This window comes from Allobosea sp. (assembly GCF_030695125.1).
Classification (GTDB): Bacteria; Pseudomonadota; Alphaproteobacteria; order Rhizobiales; family Beijerinckiaceae; genus Allobosea.
Genome location: NZ_JAUYTP010000008.1, coordinates 1 through 19,093, shown reverse-complemented (window position 1 = coordinate 19,093; position 19,093 = coordinate 1). Strand labels below are relative to the sequence as shown.

Below are 19,093 nucleotides of genomic sequence, written 5' to 3'. Positions count from 1 at the left end.
GTTTACAGTGAAATCGATTGCGCATAGCGTCCGGTTCAGGAGGAGCGGTTCGAGCCCTGCCGCGAGCGGCGTCGGCGAGGCCGGGATGAGTGTTCGCGACCTCGCGGCGAGACGCAAGAGCAGACCCAGAAACCAGCCCGGGGCGGGCATGCGTCCCATCAAGGCCGGAGCATGCCGGCCGTACACAACGGCACCAGGAGAGGAAACACCATGACTTCATCGTCGGATGGCCTGTTTACCCGTCGCGCTCTCGGCCGGCTCGGCCTCGCAGCGGTCGCCGCGCCTGCCGTACTGACATCGGCACGCGCCCAGCAGAAATTCACCTGCCGCATCGCCCATACCGAGGGGATCGGCACGCCGATCACGCTCGGCTTCGAGAAGTGGACGGGCATCCTGCGTGAGCGCAGCGGCGGGCGCATCGACGCGCAGCACTTTCCCGCGGCCCAGCTCGGCGGGCTGGCGCAGGCGCTCGAGGGCAGCCGGATCGGCACCATCCAGGTCACCACCGCCGGGCCTGACAGCGAAGAGGCGATCGCGCCGGAGATCGCGGCCTTCGGTGGCGCGCCGGGCTTCATCTACAAGGACGAGGCCCATGTCGACCGCGTGCTGCAGGGCCCGCTCGGCCAGGAGGTCTCCGACATCGCCCGCAAGAAGACGGGTGTCGAGTTCGTCGCCTATGGCGAGACCGGTTTCCGCCACATCCTTTCGAAGCGGCCGGTCAACTCGCTGGAGACGCTGAAAGGCTTGAAGATCCGCGTGCCGGAGCTGCGGATCTGGGTCGATTTCTGGAAGACGCTCGGCGCCAATCCGACGCCCCTGCCCTATTCAGAGCAGTATTCGGCGCTCTCGACCGGCGTCATCGACGGGCTCGATTCGGACTACTTCTCCATCCTTGGCTTCAAATGGCACGAGCAGGCGAAGGAGGTGACCCCGACGGCGCACTGGTTCCTGCCGAAGGCCGTGCGCGTCAATGCGCGCTGGCTGGACAGCCTGCCGGCCGATCTGCGCGACATGGTGCGCGCCTCCGCCAAGGAGGTTTTCGCCGAGCAGCGGGCGACGAACCGCGCCAATGCCGACAAGGCGCTGGCCGATCTCGAGAAGCTCGGCTGCAAGGTCAACCGCATCAGCGAGGCCGAGCGGGCAAAATGGGCCGAGATGACCGCGCCGCTCTTCGACCAGTTCGGATCCAAGAGCCCGGAAACCAAGGCGATGATCGAGAAGATCCGCAAGCTGGCCTGACGCCGGTTTGGCGACGCCTTGCGCCGGCCCTTCTGCTGAGGGCCGGCGTTTCTCCCGTGCAGTGAGCGATGGCCTGACCATGGTTGAACAAGCCCCGATGATGACGTCTCGAGCGCCCGATGCGTCCGCCCGGTTCTTGCTCGGCTTCGACAAGGCGTTCGAGGCGCTGTGCGTGACGTTGATGCTCGGGTCGGCGTCGGTCGCGGTGCTGCAGGTGTTCTGTCGCTACGTGCTGGATGCCGCCTTGCCCTGGCCGGAAGAGGTCTCGATCTGGCTGTTCACCTGGGCCGTGTTCCTGGGCATGGCGCTCGCCGTCGGCCGGCATGCCCATATCGCCATCGACCTCGTCAGCCGCTATCTGCCGGCGCCGCTGCAGCGCCTCCATGCGGGCTTCGTCGCGGCGATGATCGCGGCCACCAGCGTCATGATGGTCGTCCATGGCATCGACTTCGCCGGGCGCGCGATTCAGGTCTCGCCGGCGATGCAGTGGCCGCTCTCCTATCTGTTCATCGCCATCGCCGTCGGGGGCGCGTTGAACCTCGTCTATCTGATCCGCCCGGCCGGGGGCCTGCCGCAGCTGTCGGGCCTGCTTGCGGTCGTGGCGGGCGGCGCGATCTATCTCGCGGTCCGCCATGGCGCGGCGCTGGTCTGGCAGGAGGCCGGCAGCCCGACCGCGCTGATGCTGGTGGCGGGGCTGCTCGTGCTGCTGGAGGTGCCAATCGCCTTCGCACTCGCCTTCGGCGCCTTCGCCGCCTTCGCGCCGCTGGGCGACATCATGCTGGTCATCGTGCCGCAGAACATGGCGTCCTCGCTGAACTCCTTCACCCTGCTCGCAATCCCCTTCTTCATCATGGCGGCTGCCGTGATGAATGTCGGCGGCATCACCACGCGGCTGGTGGCGCTGGCGACGAGCCTGGTCGGGCATTTCCGCGGCGGGCTCGGGCAGGCCAATGTCGTCACCAACACGCTGCTTGCGGGCGTCTCCGGCTCCTCCACCGCCGACGCCTCCGCCATCGCCAAGCTGATGGTGCCGGAGATGGAGAAGCACGGCTATCCCCGTGCCTTCAGCTGCGCCCTGACGAGTGCCTCCTCGACCCTGGCGAACCTCATTCCGCCCAGCCTCGGGCTGATCATCTATGCGGCGCTGGCCTCGGTTTCGGTCGGCGCGCTCTTCGTCGCCACGATTATTCCGGGGCTGATGGCGGCGGCTTCGCTGATCCTCGTCGTCTATGTCGTGTCGCGGGTGAAGGGCTATGGCGGCGCCATCGCCCCGGCCTCCTGGGGCGCACGCGGGCGAGCGGCGGCGACCGCGATTCCGGCGCTGCTGCTGCCGTTGCTGATTGTCGGCGGCGTGCGCTTCGGCATCTTCACCGCCACCGAAGCCGGCGCCATCGCGCTGGTCTACGCCATCCTCTGCGGGCTGCTGTTCTATCGCTGCCTAAGCGGGCACGGCTTCTACGAGGCGGTGCGCGAATCGACCTTCGACACGGTGTCGATCGTCGTCATCATCGCGGCCGCCTCGCCCTTCGCCTGGGTGCTCGCGGCCGAACAGGTTCCGCAGAAGATCGCCGCCGCGATGAGCGCCTATATCGACAGCCCTATCGTCCTGCTGCTGCTGATCAACCTGCTGCTGCTCGTCGTCGGGCTATTCATGGAGATGATCGCGGCGATGGTCATCCTCGTCCCGATCCTTGTGCCACTCGTCGTGTCAGCGGGCGTCGACCCGATCCAGTTCGGCATTGTCCTCGTGATGAACCTCGTCATCGGCGCGCTGACGCCGCCTTTGGGCGTGCTGGTCTTCACCACGGCCCGCGTCGGCCGGGCCAATGTGGTCGAGGTCTTCCGGGCGATCCTGCCCTTCATCCTGGCGCTGGTGACCGTGCTGATGCTGGTGACCTATGTGCCGTCGCTGACGCTGGCGCCGCTGCGCTGGCTCGGCCCCTGAATGGCGGAGTGAGAGCATGAGCAGGCTGTGCATCGGGATCATCGGGCTCGGCATGGCCGTGACGCCCCATGCCCGGGGCCTCGTCGATCTGCAGGACGAGGTCGAGGTCGTCGGCGCCTATAGCCCGAGCGCCGAACGGCGGGCGGCCTTCGGCGCGCGCTTCCCCTTCCCGCTCTGCGACGATCTCGACGCCCTGCTGGCGGACGAGTCCGTCGAGGCGATGCTGGTGCTCACCCCCGCCAACACCCATCTCGACATCGCCCGGCGCTGCGCCCAGGCGGGCAAGCACATCCTGCTGGAAAAGCCGCTCGACATCACCACCGCCCGGTCGCAGGAGCTGGTCGCGACCTGCCGCGCCGCCGGGGTGACGCTCGGCATCGTGCTGCAGCATCGCTTCAAGCCGGCGGCCGTCGCGCTGGCGGAGCATCTCACGTCCGGCCGCATGGGCGAGATCGTCGGCTGTTCGACCGTGATCCGGCTCTGGCGGCCGCAATCCTATTACGACGAGCCCGGCCGCGGCAGCTTCGCGCGCGATGGCGGCGGCGTGATGCTCTCGCAGGGCATCCACACGCTCGACCTGATGCTGAGCCTGGCCGGTCCCATCACCGAAGTCGGCGGCTACGCCCTGACCAGCCCGGTCCACGCGATGGAGACCGAGGACATGGTCTGCGCGGCGGTGCGCTTCGCCAATGGCGCGGTCGGCACCATCGATGCGACGACGGCCGCCTATCCGGGCTTCCCCGAGCGGATCGAGCTGATCTGCCGCCATGCGACGGCCTCGCTGGTCGGCACCGCGCTCGATATCGCCTGGCATGACGGCACGCGCACCACCATCGAGGCCGACAAAAGTGCGGGCGGTACGGGCGCCGATCCGATGGCCTTCCCGCATGATTATCACCGGGCGGTGATGGCCGATTTCGCCGAGGCCATCCGGCAGAAGCGTCCGCCACGCATCACCGGCGAGAACGCACTCCGGGTCCATCGTCTGATCGACGCGCTGATCGCCGCCGGGCAAAGCTCCGGCCGCGTCACCGTCGCGACGGGTTGAGGGCGAACGACATGCTGCGTTTTGCCGCCATCGGTCTCGACCACCGGCACATCTACCACATGGTCGCGGAATTGATCGCGGCCGGGGCGGAATGCGCCGGCTATTGCCCGCGGACCTCTGACCCACGCGTGCTCGAAGGCTTCCAGGAACGCTTCCCATATCTGCGCCCGCTGGAGCGCGAGCGCCTGCTCGACGATCCCACGATCGACATCATCTGCTGCGCGGCGATCCCGCGCGACCGGGCCGGCATCGCCTTGCGCGCCATGGCCAATGGCAAGGACGTGATGGTCGACAAGCCCGGGCTGACGACACCCGAGCAGCTCGCCGACGTGATGGAGTGTGTCGCGCGGACCGGGCGGATCTTTTCGATCTGCTTTTCAGAGCGCTTCATCGTGCGCGCCTCGGAGATCGCCGCGAAGCTGGTGGCGGAGGGGGCCATCGGCGAGGTCGTCAACACCGTCGGCCTGGGGCCGCACCGGCTGAACCGGGCGATCCGCCCGGCCTGGTTCTTCGATCGCGCGGCCTATGGCGGCATCCTCATCGACATCGCCTCGCACCAGATCGACCAGTTCCTGTTCTACACAGGAGCGCCCACGGCGGACATCGTCGCCAGCAGCACCGCCAATCATGCCATGCCCGATGTCCCCGACTTCTCCGATTTCGGCGAGATCCTGCTGCGCAGCGAGAAGGCGACCGGCTATATCCGCGTCGACTGGTTCACGCCCGACAGCCTGCCGAGCTGGGGTGACGGGCGGCTGACGCTGCTCGGCACCAAGGGCTTCATCGAGCTTCGCAAATATCTCGACATCGCCGGCCGCCCCGGCACGGACCATGTCTTCCTCTCCAACCATGAGGGCACGCGCCATATCGACGCGAGCGCCGAGCCGCTGACCTATTTCGACCGGTTCCTGGCCGATGTTCGCGACCGGACGCAGATGGCGGCGAGCCAGGCCCATGTCTTTTCCGTGACGCGGCTTTCTCTGGATGCCGAAGCCGCGGCCGTACGGCTGACGTCACAACCGAACTCATAGCCAGGCGTTGGGGCGCGGCAGGAATGGGTCTCGTCAGGTGAACTCTTGCGCGGTGAGGCGCGCCGCCAAACGCCATCTCGGGGGTTGGGGAGTCCCCCTAGCCAGCTTCATCACTGCGAGCGCCGATTCGACGGCCGTCATCTGCAAAAATCGGCGCAGCCCGCTTGCCAGAATGGTTGACCGGGTCCGGGCTGTGGCACCGATGGGCGTGGCTTTTTTCCAGGGAGATCGGTCGGCGTCGGCGCGACCAGTTCCCACCAGCCATGCGCACATTGCGAGCGGAAGGCCATCTGCTCCGAAATCGAGGTGTCCTGCTTCGCCAGGGCCGCATCGAGGGCGGCGCAGGCCTCGCGCAGCCGCGCATCATGGGCGTCGGAGGGATCATTGGCGTAGTCATGGAAGGCGGCGGTGAAGGCCTCCATCTCACGCGCGATGTGCGGCCAGTCGTGCCGGTCGAGATTCCAGGCGTCCATCCATTCGCGCACCACGGTCTCGACGGCCTCCGCCTTCGGCCTGTCCTTGACCTTGCGCGCCGTCGTCAGCATGTGGCGCATCAGTTCGGCGCCGGCATGGATCTGCCGGGCGGCCAGGGCCGCTGCGCGCATCGCGGCGATGGCGGCGTCCGCCTCGGCGCGCAATTCCTCGACCAGATGGGGCATGGCTGATCCTCGACGGCGGTCAGGGCAGGGTGGCGAGGCGTTCGATCATCCGCTCGAACAGCTCTGTCGCCTCGACGGTGGCGACGACATGGGCGTTGGGCTGGCGCTTCAGCCGGCCGTTCCAGTCGATCGTCGTGCGGCCGCGCAGGGAGCCTGCGCCGGTCTCGATCTCGACGTGACAGTCGCGCCCCGCAAACAGCTCCGGCCAGAGCTGGAAGGCGATGACGCAGGGGTCGTGCATCGGGTGGCCGGCCGTGCCGAGCCCGCCCGGGCGCGGGCGCGTCAGCATGCCGTGGACGGCCCGGCCGCTGGCCGTGCCGAGCGCGCCGATCCGCGCGACCTGCTCATGGCTGGCGATCGCCTGCAGCGTGACGCCGAGCCCGATCATCACGATCGGTGCGCCACAGCCGAAGACGATCGCCGCCGCATGCGGATCGACATGAACGTTGAACTCGGCCGCCGGCGTCATGTTGCCGAGCCCCAGCGCCCCGCCCATCAGTACGATGCGCTTCACCTTGGGCAGGATGTCGGGCGCGAGCCGGACAGCGAGCGCCAGATTGGTCAGCGGCCCGAGCGGGCACAGCGTGATGCCGTCGTCCGGCGCGGCGCGGCAGAGCGCGATGATCGCCTCGACCGCATGGCCCGGCGCGGCTGCGCTCTTGGGCGGGGGCAGGTCGGCGCCGGCGAGCCCGTCGGGGCCGCAGACGAATTCGGCCGTCTCCAGCGGGAAGAGCAGCGGCCCCTCAGCGCCGGCATGGACGGGGACGGCCGCCGCCGCGGACCCGGCGAGGTCGCGGATGCGCAGGGCGTTGGCGGAGGTCTGCGCCACCGGGACATTGCCGGCCACCGTGGTGATGGCGCGCAGGTCGAGTTGGTCGCGCGACGCGAAGGCGAGCAGCAGCGCGACGGCGTCGTCCTGGCCGGGGTCGGTGTCGATGACGATGGCTTCGCGCATGTCTCAGCCCTCATCCTGAGGAGCAGGCACAGCCTGCGTCTCGAAGGATGCTCCAGATGCTTCCAGAGCCTCCTGAACCATCCTTCGAGACGCCGCTTCGCGGCTCCTCAGGATGAGGGCTCGTGTGGGTCGCATCGACATCGTCACGCCGCCTTCGCGTTGCCGGCCATGATCAGATGGGCGATGTCGTCGGCCTTGAGATCGCCGATCGGCCGGTCGACATATTTGCGGCCGGCCCCCATGATCACGACCCGGTCGGCGAGCGCGACCACGTCGCGCATGTTGTGGCTGATCAGGATGACGGTGCGCCCATCGGCCTTGAGCTTGCGGATGAGGTCGAGCACCAGCGCGCTTTCCTTGACGCCGAGCGCCGCCGTCGGCTCGTCCATGATGATGATCTCGGCGTTCCAGCGCAGGGCGCGCGAGATCGCGACCGCCTGGCGCTGGCCGCCCGAGAGCCGCTCGACCGGGCGCGTCATGTCGGTGACGGCGGCCGAAAGCTGCGAGAGGTAGCGCTGCGATTCCGCGATCATGCGCTTCTTATCGAGCACGCGCAGGAAGGGTAGCAGCAGCGGCCTCGTCAGCTCCGAGCCCATGAACACGTTCTGGGCGATGGAGAGCCGCGGCGCGAGCGCGAGATCCTGGTAGATCGTGGCGACGCCATGCTCCAGCGCGTCATGCGGCGAGCCGAAGGCAACCGGCTGACCGCGCATGCTGATCGACCCCGAGGTCGGCTCCTCGGCGCCCGAGATCACCTTGATCAGGCTCGACTTGCCGGCGCCGTTGTCGCCGCAGATCGCGACGACCTCGCCGGTGAAGATGTCGAGATCGACCTCGCGCACGGCGACGACGGGGCCGTAGGCCTTGCCGATGCCGCGCAGGGAGAGAAGGGGGGTGGGATCGGTCATGATCTGTCCGTCCGGCTACGGTGCAACGCGGCGCCATTCTCGGGCGGAGCGCAGCTCCGACCCGAGAATCTCATGCCGAGAAGGCACTGGTTTCCGAGATGCTCGGGTCTTCGCCCGAGCATGACGCGCATGGGTTCACTTCAGGAACTGCTGGACGTTGGTCTTGTCGACCAGCACGGCCTCCGTGAAGAGATAGGGCCCGCTGGTGACGGTTTCCTTCGGCTTCTTCTCGACGACGATGGTCTGGATCGCGTCGACCGCCTGCTTGCCCATCGCCTCGAAGGGGATGGCCACGGTCGCCAGGAAGGTCGAGGCGGGGTCGGCGATGCGGGCATAGGTTTCCTTGCCGCCATCGACCGAGACGAGCGGGATCTGGCCCTTCTTGACGCCTTGGGCCTGCAGCAGATCGTCGATGATGTAGGCCTGCCCGTCGAAGGAGGCCCAGATGCCGTTGATCTTGCCCTGGTTCTGCAGCAGCAGCGCCTGCATGCCGGCCCGGACGTCGTCGCGCCAGCTCTGGGTGCGCGCCATCGAGAACTTGCCGACCTCCTTCACCGCCTGGTTCTCGGCCAGCACCGCGTCGAGGATGCGGCCGCGGATGCGCGAGGCGACGTTGAGGTCGAAGCGGGCGGTGACGATGTTGCCCTGGTAGCCGAGTTGGCCGAGCAGATAGAGCGCCGCATCCGCGCCGACCTTGTACTCGTTGGTCTGGATGTCGAAGAGCGCATGCGGGCTCGACCCCGACTGCACGGTGATGACAGGGATCTTGGCGTCCTTGGCCGCCTTGAACTGGGCGTCGGCCTCGACCGGCTTGCCCATGGCGATGATGATGGCATCGACCTTCTTGGCGATCAGCGCGTCGAACTGCTCGGCATGCTTGGGCAGCGCGCCCTCCGAGTTCAGCAGCGTCACGCCCCAGCCCTTGGCCTTGGCGGCGGCGGCGGCGGCGTTGGCGACGCGGGCATGCGTCTCCGACGAGAACTGGAAGCCGATGATCCCGACCTCGAAGGCCTGCGCCTGCGAACCCAGCGCGACCATCGCGACCGCAGCCAGCAGCATCTTCCTCAATCCGAACATGTGACCTCTCCCCTCGTTCTTGTGGTGGTTCTCAGACCTTGAAAGCCGCCTTCTTCATCGCGCTGGCCGAGAAGGCGACCGAGCCGATGATGATGACGCCGAGCACGATGTCCTGGATGTAATAGGGCGCGCCGAGCAGGACCAAGCCGTTGCCGAGTACCTTCAGCACCAGCGCCGCGAAGACCGTGCCGGCGATGTTGGGCTTGCCGGGCTCGAACATGGTCATGCCGAGCAGCACGGCGGCGATGGCGTAGAGCAGGTAGTCGCCCGCCATGTTGGGCGCCGCCGAGGACAGGTTGGCGGCGAGCAGCACCGCCATCAGCCCGGCGAAGACGCCCGCCAGCAGCAGGCCGATGCGCTTCATCCGCGCCGTGGCGATGCCGGCGAGCCTTGCCGCCTCGTCCGCCTCGCCGGTCGCGACCATATGCGCGCCGGTGCGGGTCCATTTCACCAGGATCCAGGCAAACAGCGTCGCGCCGGTCATCCAGAGCACGAGATTGGGAATGCCGAAGCTGTAGCCGCGCGCCTGACCGGTGAAGCTCACGGGCCAGCGCCCGGTGAAGGCGACGCCCTGGGTGATCATGAAGGCGAGCCCCTTGGCGATGGCCGCCGTGCCCAGCGTCATGATCAGCGAGGGGATGCGCAGCACCGTGACGCCATAGCCGTTGAGGCTGCCGAGCACGATGCCGACCGCGATGGCGGCCCCGAAGGCGACGACGGGCGGATATTGCGAATGCACCATCCAGCCGCAGACCACCGCCGCCAGGCTCGCCATCTCGGCGATCGAAAGGTCGAGCTCTGCGACCGTGAAGGCGAGCGCGAAGCCCAGCGCCAGGATGGCGAGGAAGCTCGTATCCTTGAGCACGTTGATGATGTTCATCGTGCTGGCGAAATTCGGCGCGAAGAGCAGGAAGAACAGGACCAGCGCGAGCCCGGCGATGGCCGTGCCGTAGCGCCCGATCACCTCGCGAACATCGAGCCTGCCCATGCCTCAGGCCCCCTTCGCGATGGTCGAGATCGGGGAGAGGATCTCGATGCCGCCGGTGATCGGGATCAGCGCCCCGGTCACGAAGGCAGCCGAGGGCGAAAGCAGGAAGGCGATCACGGCAGCGACATCCTCAGGTCGTCCCAAACGTCCAAGCGGCGTGCGCAGGGCCGCACCGGCGACCAGCGCGTCGAACTGCTGCGCGAAGCCGCCGCGTACCATAGGCGTATCGATGATGCCGGGCGCAACCGCATTCACGCGAATCCCATGCGGGCCGAGCTGCTGGGCCATGCCGTAGGTGAGGGTCGCGACGCCGCCCTTGGCCGAGCCATAGGCGAGATTGGCCCCGCCATTGGCATGGGCGATCGAGGAGATGTGGACGATGGTGCCGCCTTCGCCCTGGCCGATCATCTGGCGCGCGGCCGCCTTCGAGATGCGGAACACCGCCGAGAGATTGATGTCGACGAGCCGGTCCCACTCGTCATCGTCCATCTCGACCATCGGGACGGGGCGCGACGCACCAGCCCCCGTCACGAGATGGTCGAGCCGGCCGAAACGCTCGACCGCGAGATCGACGCAGGCCTGGGCGAGGTCGCGCTCGCGGACATCGCCGGCGAGCGTCGCGACGCTGGCGCCCTGTTCGATGAGGTCCTGAGCCAGCGCGTCGAGCCCGCTCTGGTCGAGCCCCGACAGCACCAGCCGGTGGCCCTGTTGCGCCAGCATCGCAGCGAGCGCGCCGCCGATGCCGCCCGAAGCGCCCGTGACGAGCGTGACCGGTCCCGCCATGGCTTCAGGCCGCCTTCCGGTTTTCATAGGCGCGCACCAGCGCCTGGGCGCGGCGCGGCTCGACCGGGTTCAGTGTCTGGCGGTCGTATTTGATCGAGGTGCCGACGATGAAGAGCTCGGCGACCTCCGCCAGCCGCGCGATGTTCTCCTCGGCCACGCCGGTACCGACCGCGACGGGCGTGTCGGGCACCTGCCGGGCGACGCTTTCGATCACCGCGATGTCGGCCTCCTTGCCGGCGGCCGGGCCGCCGACGCAGACGATGTCGGCGAGCCCGATGAAGACCGCGCCCGAGGCCTTCTGCTCGACGGGGCGGGTGTCGAGGTTGATCGAGAAGCCCGGCGTGACGTTGCAGATGATCCGGATGTGCTCGGCGCCGAGATTTGCGCGCAGACGCAGCGCCCTCGCGCCGTCCGGCGTCATCATGCCGATGTCGCCGACGAGTCCGCCGGTCAGGAAGGCCCGCACGAAGCGCCCGCCCGTGGCATGGGCCACCGCGATCGAGGCGGGCGGGTCGATCAGCATGTTGACGCCGTGCGGCAGCGTGGTCTGCGCCTGGCATTCGGCGATCACCTCGGTCATCGCGGCGACGACCTCGATCGGCATGTTCGCCTCATAGGGCATGTCGGATTCATTGGTGTAGAGCAGTGCGTGGAAGCCGGCCTCCTCGAGGATCTTCGCCTCTTCCTTCGCCTGCTTGACGATCTTCCGCATGCCACCGCTGCGGTCATAGAGCGGGGTGCCGGGCAGGGCGAGCGTGTGGACACAGCCGATCAGCAGGTGGTCGCGGCCGAAATCGGTCTGGACGAGGGTCTTCATGGGCGGTCAGTCCTTGCTGGCGGTCAGGGGCGCGGCGTGGATGCCGGGCAGGGCGCCGGCGCTGCGCGAGAGCGAGGCGAGGTCGGCGGAGAGCGGGGCGAGCGCCGCCTCGCTGCGCCGGTAAAGCGCATACAGCGCCCCATAGGCGGCCCGGCGCGAGGGCTCTGGCGTGAAACGCCGCGCCGGCCGCACCAGCGCCTCCTGGGCCTGCGCCAGCGAGGCGAAGCGGCCGAGCCCGGTCCAGGCGACGATCGCGGCGCCGAGCAGGCCTGGCTCCCCGGAGGCGCCGACGACCACGGGCCGCCCGCAGATATCCGCCTTGATCTGGCTCCAGACCGGATTGGCCGCGGCGCCGCCGCCGAAGCGGATCTCGCCGACCGGCGCTCCGAGTGCGGCTTCGGCCCGCTCCAGCACGATCCGGTTCAGGAAGGCGACGCCCTCCAGCACCGCATAGGCCAGGTCGGTCGCGCCATGCTGGCGGCCGAGCCCGAGGATCGCCCCGCGCAGGGCGGGATTCCAGTAGGGCACGCGCTCGCCCTGGAGATAGGGCAGGAAGATCAGCGGCTGCGGATGCCGGCGCCCGGCCAAAAGCGCATCAATGCGCTGGCCGGTGGAGCCCTGATCCGCGCCCTCCCGCGCCAGCAGCGAGAGCAGCCAGGACACCGTGTCGGCCCCGTTCTGGCTCGGCCCGCCGATCTGCCAGAGGCCGCGCCAGTCCACGCTCAGCAGGCCCTCGGCCTCGACCGGCTCCAGGCCGACGGCGCCCAGCACCTCCGTGGTGCCGGAGATGTTGTAGGCATAGCCCGGCCGCAGCGCACCGAGCCCCGCCACCGCGACCCAGGTGTCGCTCGACGAGCAGAACACGGGCACGCCGGCCAGCCTGTCGAGCGGCGCGGGCAAGCCCGACTGCACGGGCCCGACTGTGTCGCAGGGCTCCAGCATGGGCGGCAGGATGCCGGAGGCAAGCCCGATCGCGTCGAAGGGATCGACGCCACCGACGGCCTCGCGGGAGGCCAGCAGCCGTGCCATCGAGACGGGGTCGCCCGCGTGCTGGCTGGTCAGACGGGCGTTCAGATAGTCCTTGGGCTCGAGCACGCAGGCGAGCGCCCGGAAGCAGGCCTCTTCCTCCTCCCGCAGCCAGGCGAGGCGCGCCAGCGGATGAAAGGCGTTGATGCGCTGCGCCTCGGGATGGTCGCCCAGCCGCTCGCGTAACCGCCCTGCTGCGGCCTCCGAGCGCGTGTCCTTCCAGGTCATCGCCGGGCGCAACTGGCGCCCGTCTCGGCCGAGGAAAACCTGCGTGCGGGTGACGCCGCAGATCGCGATGGCCTCGATCTCGCCAAACAGGTCCGGCTCGGCCTGCGCGAGCTGTCCGGCCGCCTCGACGAGGATGCGCCACCAGGCGGTCGCGTCGATCTCCGACCAGCCCATGCGGTCGATCGCGGTCGGGCCGAGGATCATGGCCTGGGCGCGGGTCGTGCCGGTTTCGTCGATCAGCGCGGCGCGGAAACTGGTGCCGCCGAGATCGCAGGCGAGGACGACGCTCATGCGGTGGCTCCCGGGGCCGCGTCCGTGACGTCGCGATGGATGGTGAAGCGGTAGATGTCGCCGCGGATCAGGTTGTCGCTGACCTCGACCACCGCGCCATTCGCGTCCCGCGCCACGCGCTGGGACCGAAACACCGCCGTGCCCGGCGCGATCGCCAGCGGACCGGCCTCCTCGGCGCTGACGGACCAGGGCTCCAGCGTCTCCTCGACGGTGGCGACCTGCACCCCGCGGCACTCGGCGAGATAGCGATAGAGCGAGGCGTTCTCGAGATCGGCGGCGCGCGTCTCGCCCAGCGTCGCGAGCCCCAGGCGCGAGCGCTGCAGCACGACGGGCTGATCGTCGAGGCCGCGCAGGCGGGTGAGGTCGACGAGGCCGGCCGCGGCAGCCGGCCCGAACAGCGCCGCCTCGTCGGCGGTGGCCGGGCGGGCGCGGAGCGACAGCACACGCGTGGTCGGCACGCGGCCGGCCATGCGCGCCTCGGTGTGGAAATCGACGAGGCTGCCGAGATGCTTGGCGATGTGGCGGGGGCGGTAGAAGGTGCCCTGGCCCTGGCGGCGCTCGATCAGCCCGCGCTCCTGAAGCTGCTTCAGCGCGGCGCGGATGGTGGTGCGGCTCGCGCCGTAGCGCTCGCAGAGGTCATGCTCGGAGGGCACCGCACGGGCGCCGCCGCCGCCGGCCGCGAGGCCGCGTTCGAGGCTTTCGGCGATTTCCTGGTAGCGGATCACGCGCGCATCCCGGATGAGGAAGCCGCATGAAAGATACAAATCCAATACAAGTCAAGATCGGAAGGAGTCGCAAGCTCGTGGGACTGCGGCATGCGCAAAAGCCTCTCCCTCCCCTCCAAAGAACCCTGGTGGCCTTCCTACGGCCCGCGAGATCCAAAAGCGGAGATGAAATCATCAAGCAGCCGGCTCGCTGCGTTTCCCAACATGCGCGACTGGCGTCGGCAGAGGCACATGCGGGTGTCCGTTCGCTCCGCGCCGGCGATTTCGATCAGGACCAGACCCTGTTCACCGGGGGCATCGCCAACGGTCAATTCGGGGACGATGGCCACCCCGAGCCCGGCGAGCGCATAGGCCTTGAGTGCGGCAATCGAATTGGCGGTGAACTGGGGCTGCACGCCGAGCAGCGCCTCGGGCGCGAGGGTGTTGAACGCCGCACGACTGGAATAGCTCGGTGGCAGCGCCGCAAAAGGCTGTGCCAGCACCTCGGCGACCGTGATCCGGCCGCGTTCGGCGGCCGGATGGGCCGGGCTGACGATGGCGACGATGCGGTTGGCGCGCTCCGCGACGATCTCGATCTCGGGATGGCGTGGCACGGTCAGGATCAGCGCAAAATCGGCGCTCTCGTCGATCAGGGCCCGCTCGGCCTGTCGCCCTGCCCCGACCTGCAATTCGATCTTCACCTGCGGATAGCGAACCGCCATCCGCGCCACATGCGGCATCAGGAAGTACTCCACCAGTGCCTGGGAGGCGTAGATCCTGACCAGTCCGCGCCCCATCTCGTCGACATCGCCAATGTCGCTGGCCAGCCGGTCCATGCGCGCCAGGATCTGCCGTGCCGCATCCGCCACCAATTGCCCGGCATCGGTGGGACGCATGCCGCGCGAATGGCGCTCGAACAGGGGTACGCCAAGATCGTGTTCGAGCTGCGCGATCTTTCGGCTGAGCGACGAGGACGTCATGTTGACGATCTGCGCAGCTCCGACCGTCGAGCCGCATTCGGCGATCAGCACGACATGCCGGAGCACTTCGAGCGGAAGGCGTGGCAGGGCCCCAACGATACGCGAACGGCCCATCTCGGCGCCTCGATTGCGATCAGCTTTGCAGGATGCGCAAAGCTGACGACAGCATTGCGTGATTGTCAAACCGGCGCGATCAACACAGATTTGGCTCAGAGAGAACTCCATGCCGCTCGCACGGCACGGCCTGAATCAATCTCTCAGGGGAGAAGACGCCATGAAAACCGTTCCGCAGCAGGCGGGCTTGTCGCGCCGCGGCATCGCCGCTCTCGCCGCCGTGTTGGTGCTGGGCCTCGGCACCCATGGGCAGGCGCTGGCCCAGGGCAAGCAGCCGAGTGGCCCGATCGACATTTCGGTGGGCGCGAGCCCGGGCGGATCGCCCGATGTGATCATGCGCTCGGTGGCCAAGATCATCGCCGAGGCCGGCATCACGAAGGTCCCGATCGTCATCCAGAACCGGCCGGGTGGAGCGGGGTCCGTCAGCTACAACTATGTCGTCGGGCGTCCGGGCGATGAAAACCTCGTGCTGACGCTGAACCAGTCGAGCTTCACCACCCCGATGATGCAGGGGACGCCCGCGATCATCGATCGCGTCGTGCCGGTGGCGGATTTCATCCAGTCGGACCTCGTCTTCCTGGTTCAGCCGAACGCGCCCTTCAAGTCGCTCGGGGACTTCATGGCCGCGGCCAAGGCCAAGCCCCGCGGCGTCCGCATCGCCGGGGCGCTGGCGGGCGGCACCGACCATCTCGCCACCGCGCTGCTGATGAAGGCGGGTGGAGTCCAGTTGACCTATGTGCCGTTCGACGGCGGCTCGGTCGCGATCTCGACCTTCCTCGGCGGCAATGTCGAGGGCGTCTTCGCGACGCTCGAAGAGGGCGTGCCGCTCATCAGCAGCGGCAAAGCCAAGGCGTTGGCTGTTCTGGCCGCCGCACGCCGCACCGAACCCGAGTACAAGGACGTGCCGACGGCCAGGGAGCAGGGCTTCGATATCGTCTTCGGCCAGTCCTGGGGGATCGCGCTGCCGCCGAACACCGACCCGCAGGTGGCGATCTGGTGGGACGACATCATGCGCAAGGTCGTAGCGACCGACGCCTGGAAGAACTCGGTCAAGGCGAAGATGCAGTCGAGCGAGTATTACGGCCTCGATCGCATCAAGCAGCGCCATGGCGAACTCACCAAGCTCTATGGCGACCTGATGCGCGACGTCGGTCTGGCCAAGTGAGGCTGCGGGCGCTGCGAGCGATGAGGCTCGTTCCATGAACCGCTTCGCGCATGCGGCGCCCGGCCTGACCATGATGGTCCTCGCGACCGTGATGGTCGCAGGCACCTGGGGCATGGGTTTCTGGGACGGCTTCACCGCCGGCCCGGCCTTCTTCCCCACCCTGATAGCGATCGCCGGAGCGATCCTCTCCGTCCTGCTCGTCATCCAGGCGGCGAGCGGCCGGTTCGAGGCGATCGATTGGCCGCCTACGCCAATCCTGCTGCGACTCGGACTGGTGTTCGTCGCGACCCTCGCGTTCCCGGCGTTGTCGCCCGTGATGGGCATGATCCCGACGGTCGGTGCCGTGCTGCTGTTCGTGACGGTCGTCGCACTGCGGCAGCCTGTGCCGCAGAGCCTGATCGCCGTCTGCGTCACGACCGGGCTCGCCTATCTCATCTTCGTCCGATGGCTCGGGATGGCGCTTCCCCGCGGCGTCCTCGGCTTCTAGCGCTCCCCGGCAGGAAAACGCTCCGATGGAAAGCCTCGACCTGCTCTGGCAGGGTTTCTCCGTCGCCACGACGCCGCGCAATCTCGGCTTCCTGATCATCGGCGTCGTCCTTGGCCAGATCATCGGCGCGCTGCCCGGCATCGGTCCGGCCGCCGGCATGGCGCTGCTGTTGCCTTTCACCTACGGCATGGAGCCAGTCTCGGGCGTCATCATGCTCGCCGGGATCATGTACGGCGGAATGTACGGGGGCACGCTGACCTCGGTGCTGGTCAACGTGCCCGGCGAGTCTTCCAGCCTTCTCACCGCCATCGACGGCCATCAACTGGCCCGCAAGGGACGCGCCGGCGCCGCGCTCAGCGTCGCGGCACTCGGATCGTTTTTCGCCGGTATCGTCTCGGCCGTCGCGCTCGTCTTCATCGCGCCGGCGCTGAGCGCCTTCGCTCTGAAATTCTCCTCGCCGGAATACTTCCTGCTCGCCGCACTCGGCATCACCGCGACAGCGAGCCTCGGCGGCGTCTCGCCAGTCAAGGCGCTGCTGGCCGCGACGCTGGGCCTGATGATCTCGCAGGTCGGCGTCGATCCGATCGTCGGCCTGCCGCGACTGACCTTCGGACAGCCAAGCTTGCTCGAAGGCGTCGAGTTCCTGCCTGTGGCGATCGGCATCTTCGGCATCGCCGAAGTGCTGTCCTCGCTGGAGCGGCTGGACGGCATGCAGACGATCCGGACGCGGCTGCGCGACATGTGGCTGACCGGCCAGGAATGGGCTGATAGCCGCCTCGCGATCCTGCGCGGAACGGTCGTCGGCTTCGTCGTCGGTACGATGCCCGGCGCCGGACCGACCATCGCGTCGATGATGGCCTATGTCGTCGAGCGCAAGCTCAGCCGCAAGCCGGAGCGGTTCGGCCATGGCGCGATCGACGGTGTGGCGGCTTCAGAAGCCGCCAACAACGCCGCGGCGCAGGGGGCGCTCGCTCCGATGCTGGCGCTCGGCATTCCCGGCTCGTCGAGCACGGCCGTGCTGCTGGCTGCGCTGATCCTGTTCGGCATCCGCCCCGGCCCCGGCCTGATGACGGAGCAGCCCGACCTGGTCTGGGGCCTGATGGCGAGCCTGTTCATCGGCAACCTCGTGCTGCTGGTCATCAACCTGCCGCTGGCGCCCGTCTTCGCCTCGCTCCTGCGCGTGCCCTACGGCTACCTCGCTCCGGGAATCCTGGCGATCTCGTTGCTCGGCGCCTGGTCCAGCACGCAGAGCATGTTCCCGGTCGTGATCGCGCTCCTGTTCGGCATCGTCGGCTGGCTGATGATGAAGCTCGACATTCCGCGTGCGCCGCTGGTTCTGGCGCTCGTTCTCGCGCCCCTGCTCGAAACCTCGCTACGGCAGTCGCTGTTGCTCTCGTTGGGAAGCCCGATGATCTTCGTCGAACGGCCGATCTCGGCAATCCTGCTCGCGCTTTTCATCGCTTCTCTCGTCTGGCCGCTGATCGTCGCGCTCCGCCGACGCCGGGCGGCGAGCCTTATGACCCCCAGCACAGGAACACACAGGTGAGCACGATCGTCCTGCTGAGCGGCGGCGCGGCCCAAGGCCTCGTGAAGGCGCTAGCCCCGGCCTTCGAGGCCCGCACGGGAATGAAGGTGAGCGCCCAGTTCGGCGCAGTCGGCGCCATGCGCGAAAAGCTTTCGGCCGGCTGGCCGACAGACATCGTCATTCTGACGCGCGACCTGATCGACGACCTCGCGCGCCAGGGCTCGGTCATGGCCGGGAGTGTCGCCGATATCGGGGTCGTCCCGACGGCGATCGCAATCCGCCGCGGAGAGGAAGGGCCCGACGTGACGACAGCGCCGGCGCTGAGCGCGGCGCTACGGGACGCGGCCGAGATCCACGTTCCGGATCTGGCGCGTTCCACCGCCGGCATCCACTTCGCCGGGATGCTCGCACGGCTCGGCCTTGCCGAAAGTCTGGCATCGGCGCTCCGCCCTCATCCCAACGGCGCCACAGCGATGGCGGCGCTGGCTGCCACGCACGCAAAACCCGCCCTTGGCTGCACCCAGGCGACCGAGATCATCTCCCAGCCGGGGGTGGAACTGCTGGGCTACCTTCCCGACGAACTGTCGCTCGAGACGCTCTATTCGGCTGCCATCTGCGTGAACTCGTCCAACCGGGCTCAGGCTGAAGCTTTCATCGCCGACCTGTTCAGCCCCTCGGCGAAAGGCCTTCGCAATTCGCTTGGCTTCTCGTCCTGATCACCATCGGCAACCGAGATCGACACCCCGTGAAGGCGCCGCAGTTCGCGCAGATCGAGGCGTGGACCGCCCCGCTCGCCAAAGGCCGAGCATCGTCTCGATTTTCGGACCTGCCGCGCGCCCTCTCTGACGAGCGATGCGCTCCCGCCAAGCTCGCGGACGGGGCCTTCCTCGCCAGTGGCGTCATCGAGACCGCGGCACTTGCAGGCCCAATGTTCGCCCACGCTCTCGCTAAGACCATCCCGCTCCCACTCGTGACCGACAGATCGGACCGTGATCTGTCCTGGCCTGTTCCCGCGGGAACAGCGCACCGATGGGCCTGGCTCTAGGGTCAATTCATCGGCGAACGGATCGCCGCCCAGCCAGAGGATGAGCGTCATGACCAAGAGCTTCACCAAGACCGTCGC

Annotated in this window: 18 protein-coding genes; 8 read left to right on the top strand and 10 right to left on the bottom strand. The window is 68.3% G+C overall.

Going from position 1 to position 19,093, the window contains the following annotated elements:
- Window positions 1-210 precede the first annotated feature (210 nt).
- From Q8S38_RS01405 to Q8S38_RS01390, 4 genes are all read left to right on the top strand, one after another.
- The gene (locus Q8S38_RS01405; RefSeq protein WP_305678631.1) at window positions 211-1,239 is read left to right on the top strand and encodes a TRAP transporter substrate-binding protein; all 1,029 of its coding nucleotides are present in this window, start codon (window positions 211-213) and stop codon (window positions 1,237-1,239) included.
- A 97-nt stretch (window positions 1,240-1,336) separates the two neighbouring features.
- Window positions 1,337-3,184, top strand: a complete 1,848-nt coding sequence (locus tag Q8S38_RS01400) for a TRAP transporter large permease (protein WP_305678630.1) — start codon at window positions 1,337-1,339, stop codon at window positions 3,182-3,184.
- A gap of 16 nt (window positions 3,185-3,200) precedes the next feature.
- Window positions 3,201-4,232, top strand: a complete 1,032-nt coding sequence (locus tag Q8S38_RS01395) for a Gfo/Idh/MocA family protein (protein ID WP_305678629.1) — start codon at window positions 3,201-3,203, stop codon at window positions 4,230-4,232.
- A gap of 11 nt (window positions 4,233-4,243) precedes the next feature.
- Window positions 4,244-5,263 carry a Gfo/Idh/MocA family protein gene (locus tag Q8S38_RS01390; RefSeq protein WP_305678628.1) on the top strand — a complete coding sequence of 340 codons (1,020 nt, stop codon included), beginning with the start codon at window positions 4,244-4,246 and terminating at the stop codon, window positions 5,261-5,263.
- Window positions 5,264-5,400: 137 nt separating this feature from the next.
- On the opposite strand, the gene Q8S38_RS01385 is transcribed toward Q8S38_RS01390, so the two are convergent.
- From Q8S38_RS01385 to Q8S38_RS01340, 10 genes are all read right to left on the bottom strand, one after another.
- On the bottom strand, window positions 5,401-5,922 hold the full coding sequence (locus tag Q8S38_RS01385; protein WP_305678627.1) for a hypothetical protein: 522 nt from the start codon (window positions 5,920-5,922) through the stop codon (window positions 5,401-5,403).
- Window positions 5,923-5,941: 19 nt separating this feature from the next.
- Window positions 5,942-6,877 carry a nucleoside hydrolase gene (locus Q8S38_RS01380; RefSeq protein WP_305678626.1) on the bottom strand — a complete coding sequence of 312 codons (936 nt, stop codon included), beginning with the start codon at window positions 6,875-6,877 and terminating at the stop codon, window positions 5,942-5,944.
- 143 nt (window positions 6,878-7,020) lie between these two features.
- On the bottom strand, window positions 7,021-7,785 hold the full coding sequence (locus tag Q8S38_RS01375) for an ATP-binding cassette domain-containing protein (protein WP_305678625.1): 765 nt from the start codon (window positions 7,783-7,785) through the stop codon (window positions 7,021-7,023).
- A 135-nt stretch (window positions 7,786-7,920) separates the two neighbouring features.
- Entirely contained in the window at window positions 7,921-8,862 is a 942-nt protein-coding gene (locus tag Q8S38_RS01370) for a sugar ABC transporter substrate-binding protein (RefSeq protein WP_069055446.1), read from the bottom strand.
- 31 nt (window positions 8,863-8,893) lie between these two features.
- On the bottom strand, window positions 8,894-9,850 hold the full coding sequence (locus tag Q8S38_RS01365; RefSeq protein WP_305678624.1) for an ABC transporter permease: 957 nt from the start codon (window positions 9,848-9,850) through the stop codon (window positions 8,894-8,896).
- Between the two features lie 3 nt (window positions 9,851-9,853).
- The gene (locus Q8S38_RS01360; RefSeq protein ID WP_305678623.1) at window positions 9,854-10,633 is read right to left on the bottom strand and encodes an SDR family NAD(P)-dependent oxidoreductase; all 780 of its coding nucleotides are present in this window, start codon (window positions 10,631-10,633) and stop codon (window positions 9,854-9,856) included.
- A 4-nt stretch (window positions 10,634-10,637) separates the two neighbouring features.
- Entirely contained in the window at window positions 10,638-11,450 is an 813-nt protein-coding gene (locus Q8S38_RS01355) for a BtpA/SgcQ family protein (RefSeq protein ID WP_305678622.1), read from the bottom strand.
- A gap of 6 nt (window positions 11,451-11,456) precedes the next feature.
- Window positions 11,457-12,995 carry a xylulokinase gene (locus Q8S38_RS01350; protein ID WP_305678621.1) on the bottom strand — a complete coding sequence of 513 codons (1,539 nt, stop codon included), beginning with the start codon at window positions 12,993-12,995 and terminating at the stop codon, window positions 11,457-11,459.
- Window positions 12,992-13,720, bottom strand: a complete 729-nt coding sequence (locus tag Q8S38_RS01345) for a GntR family transcriptional regulator (protein ID WP_305678620.1) — start codon at window positions 13,718-13,720, stop codon at window positions 12,992-12,994. The genes Q8S38_RS01350 and Q8S38_RS01345 overlap by 4 nt, the downstream gene beginning before the upstream one ends.
- Window positions 13,721-13,857: 137 nt before the next feature.
- Window positions 13,858-14,793 carry a LysR family transcriptional regulator gene (locus Q8S38_RS01340; protein ID WP_305678619.1) on the bottom strand — a complete coding sequence of 312 codons (936 nt, stop codon included), beginning with the start codon at window positions 14,791-14,793 and terminating at the stop codon, window positions 13,858-13,860.
- 160 nt (window positions 14,794-14,953) lie between these two features.
- Here Q8S38_RS01340 and Q8S38_RS01335 point away from each other — a divergent pair, with 160 nt between their 5' ends.
- From Q8S38_RS01335 to Q8S38_RS01320, 4 genes are read left to right on the top strand one after another with little or no spacing between them, the layout of a single operon-like run.
- On the top strand, window positions 14,954-15,958 hold the full coding sequence (locus tag Q8S38_RS01335) for a Bug family tripartite tricarboxylate transporter substrate binding protein (RefSeq protein WP_305678618.1): 1,005 nt from the start codon (window positions 14,954-14,956) through the stop codon (window positions 15,956-15,958).
- A 34-nt stretch (window positions 15,959-15,992) separates the two neighbouring features.
- On the top strand, window positions 15,993-16,445 hold the full coding sequence (locus Q8S38_RS01330; protein ID WP_305678617.1) for a tripartite tricarboxylate transporter TctB family protein: 453 nt from the start codon (window positions 15,993-15,995) through the stop codon (window positions 16,443-16,445).
- A gap of 25 nt (window positions 16,446-16,470) precedes the next feature.
- Window positions 16,471-17,991 (top strand): tripartite tricarboxylate transporter permease, encoded by a 1,521-nt coding sequence (locus tag Q8S38_RS01325; protein ID WP_305678616.1) that lies wholly within the window; start codon window positions 16,471-16,473, stop codon window positions 17,989-17,991.
- A complete protein-coding gene (locus Q8S38_RS01320; protein WP_305678615.1) occupies window positions 17,988-18,686 on the top strand; it encodes a molybdate ABC transporter substrate-binding protein in 699 nt (232 codons plus the stop codon). Before Q8S38_RS01325 ends, Q8S38_RS01320 begins: the two co-directional genes overlap by 4 nt.
- The last annotated feature ends 407 nt before the right edge of the window (window positions 18,687-19,093 follow it).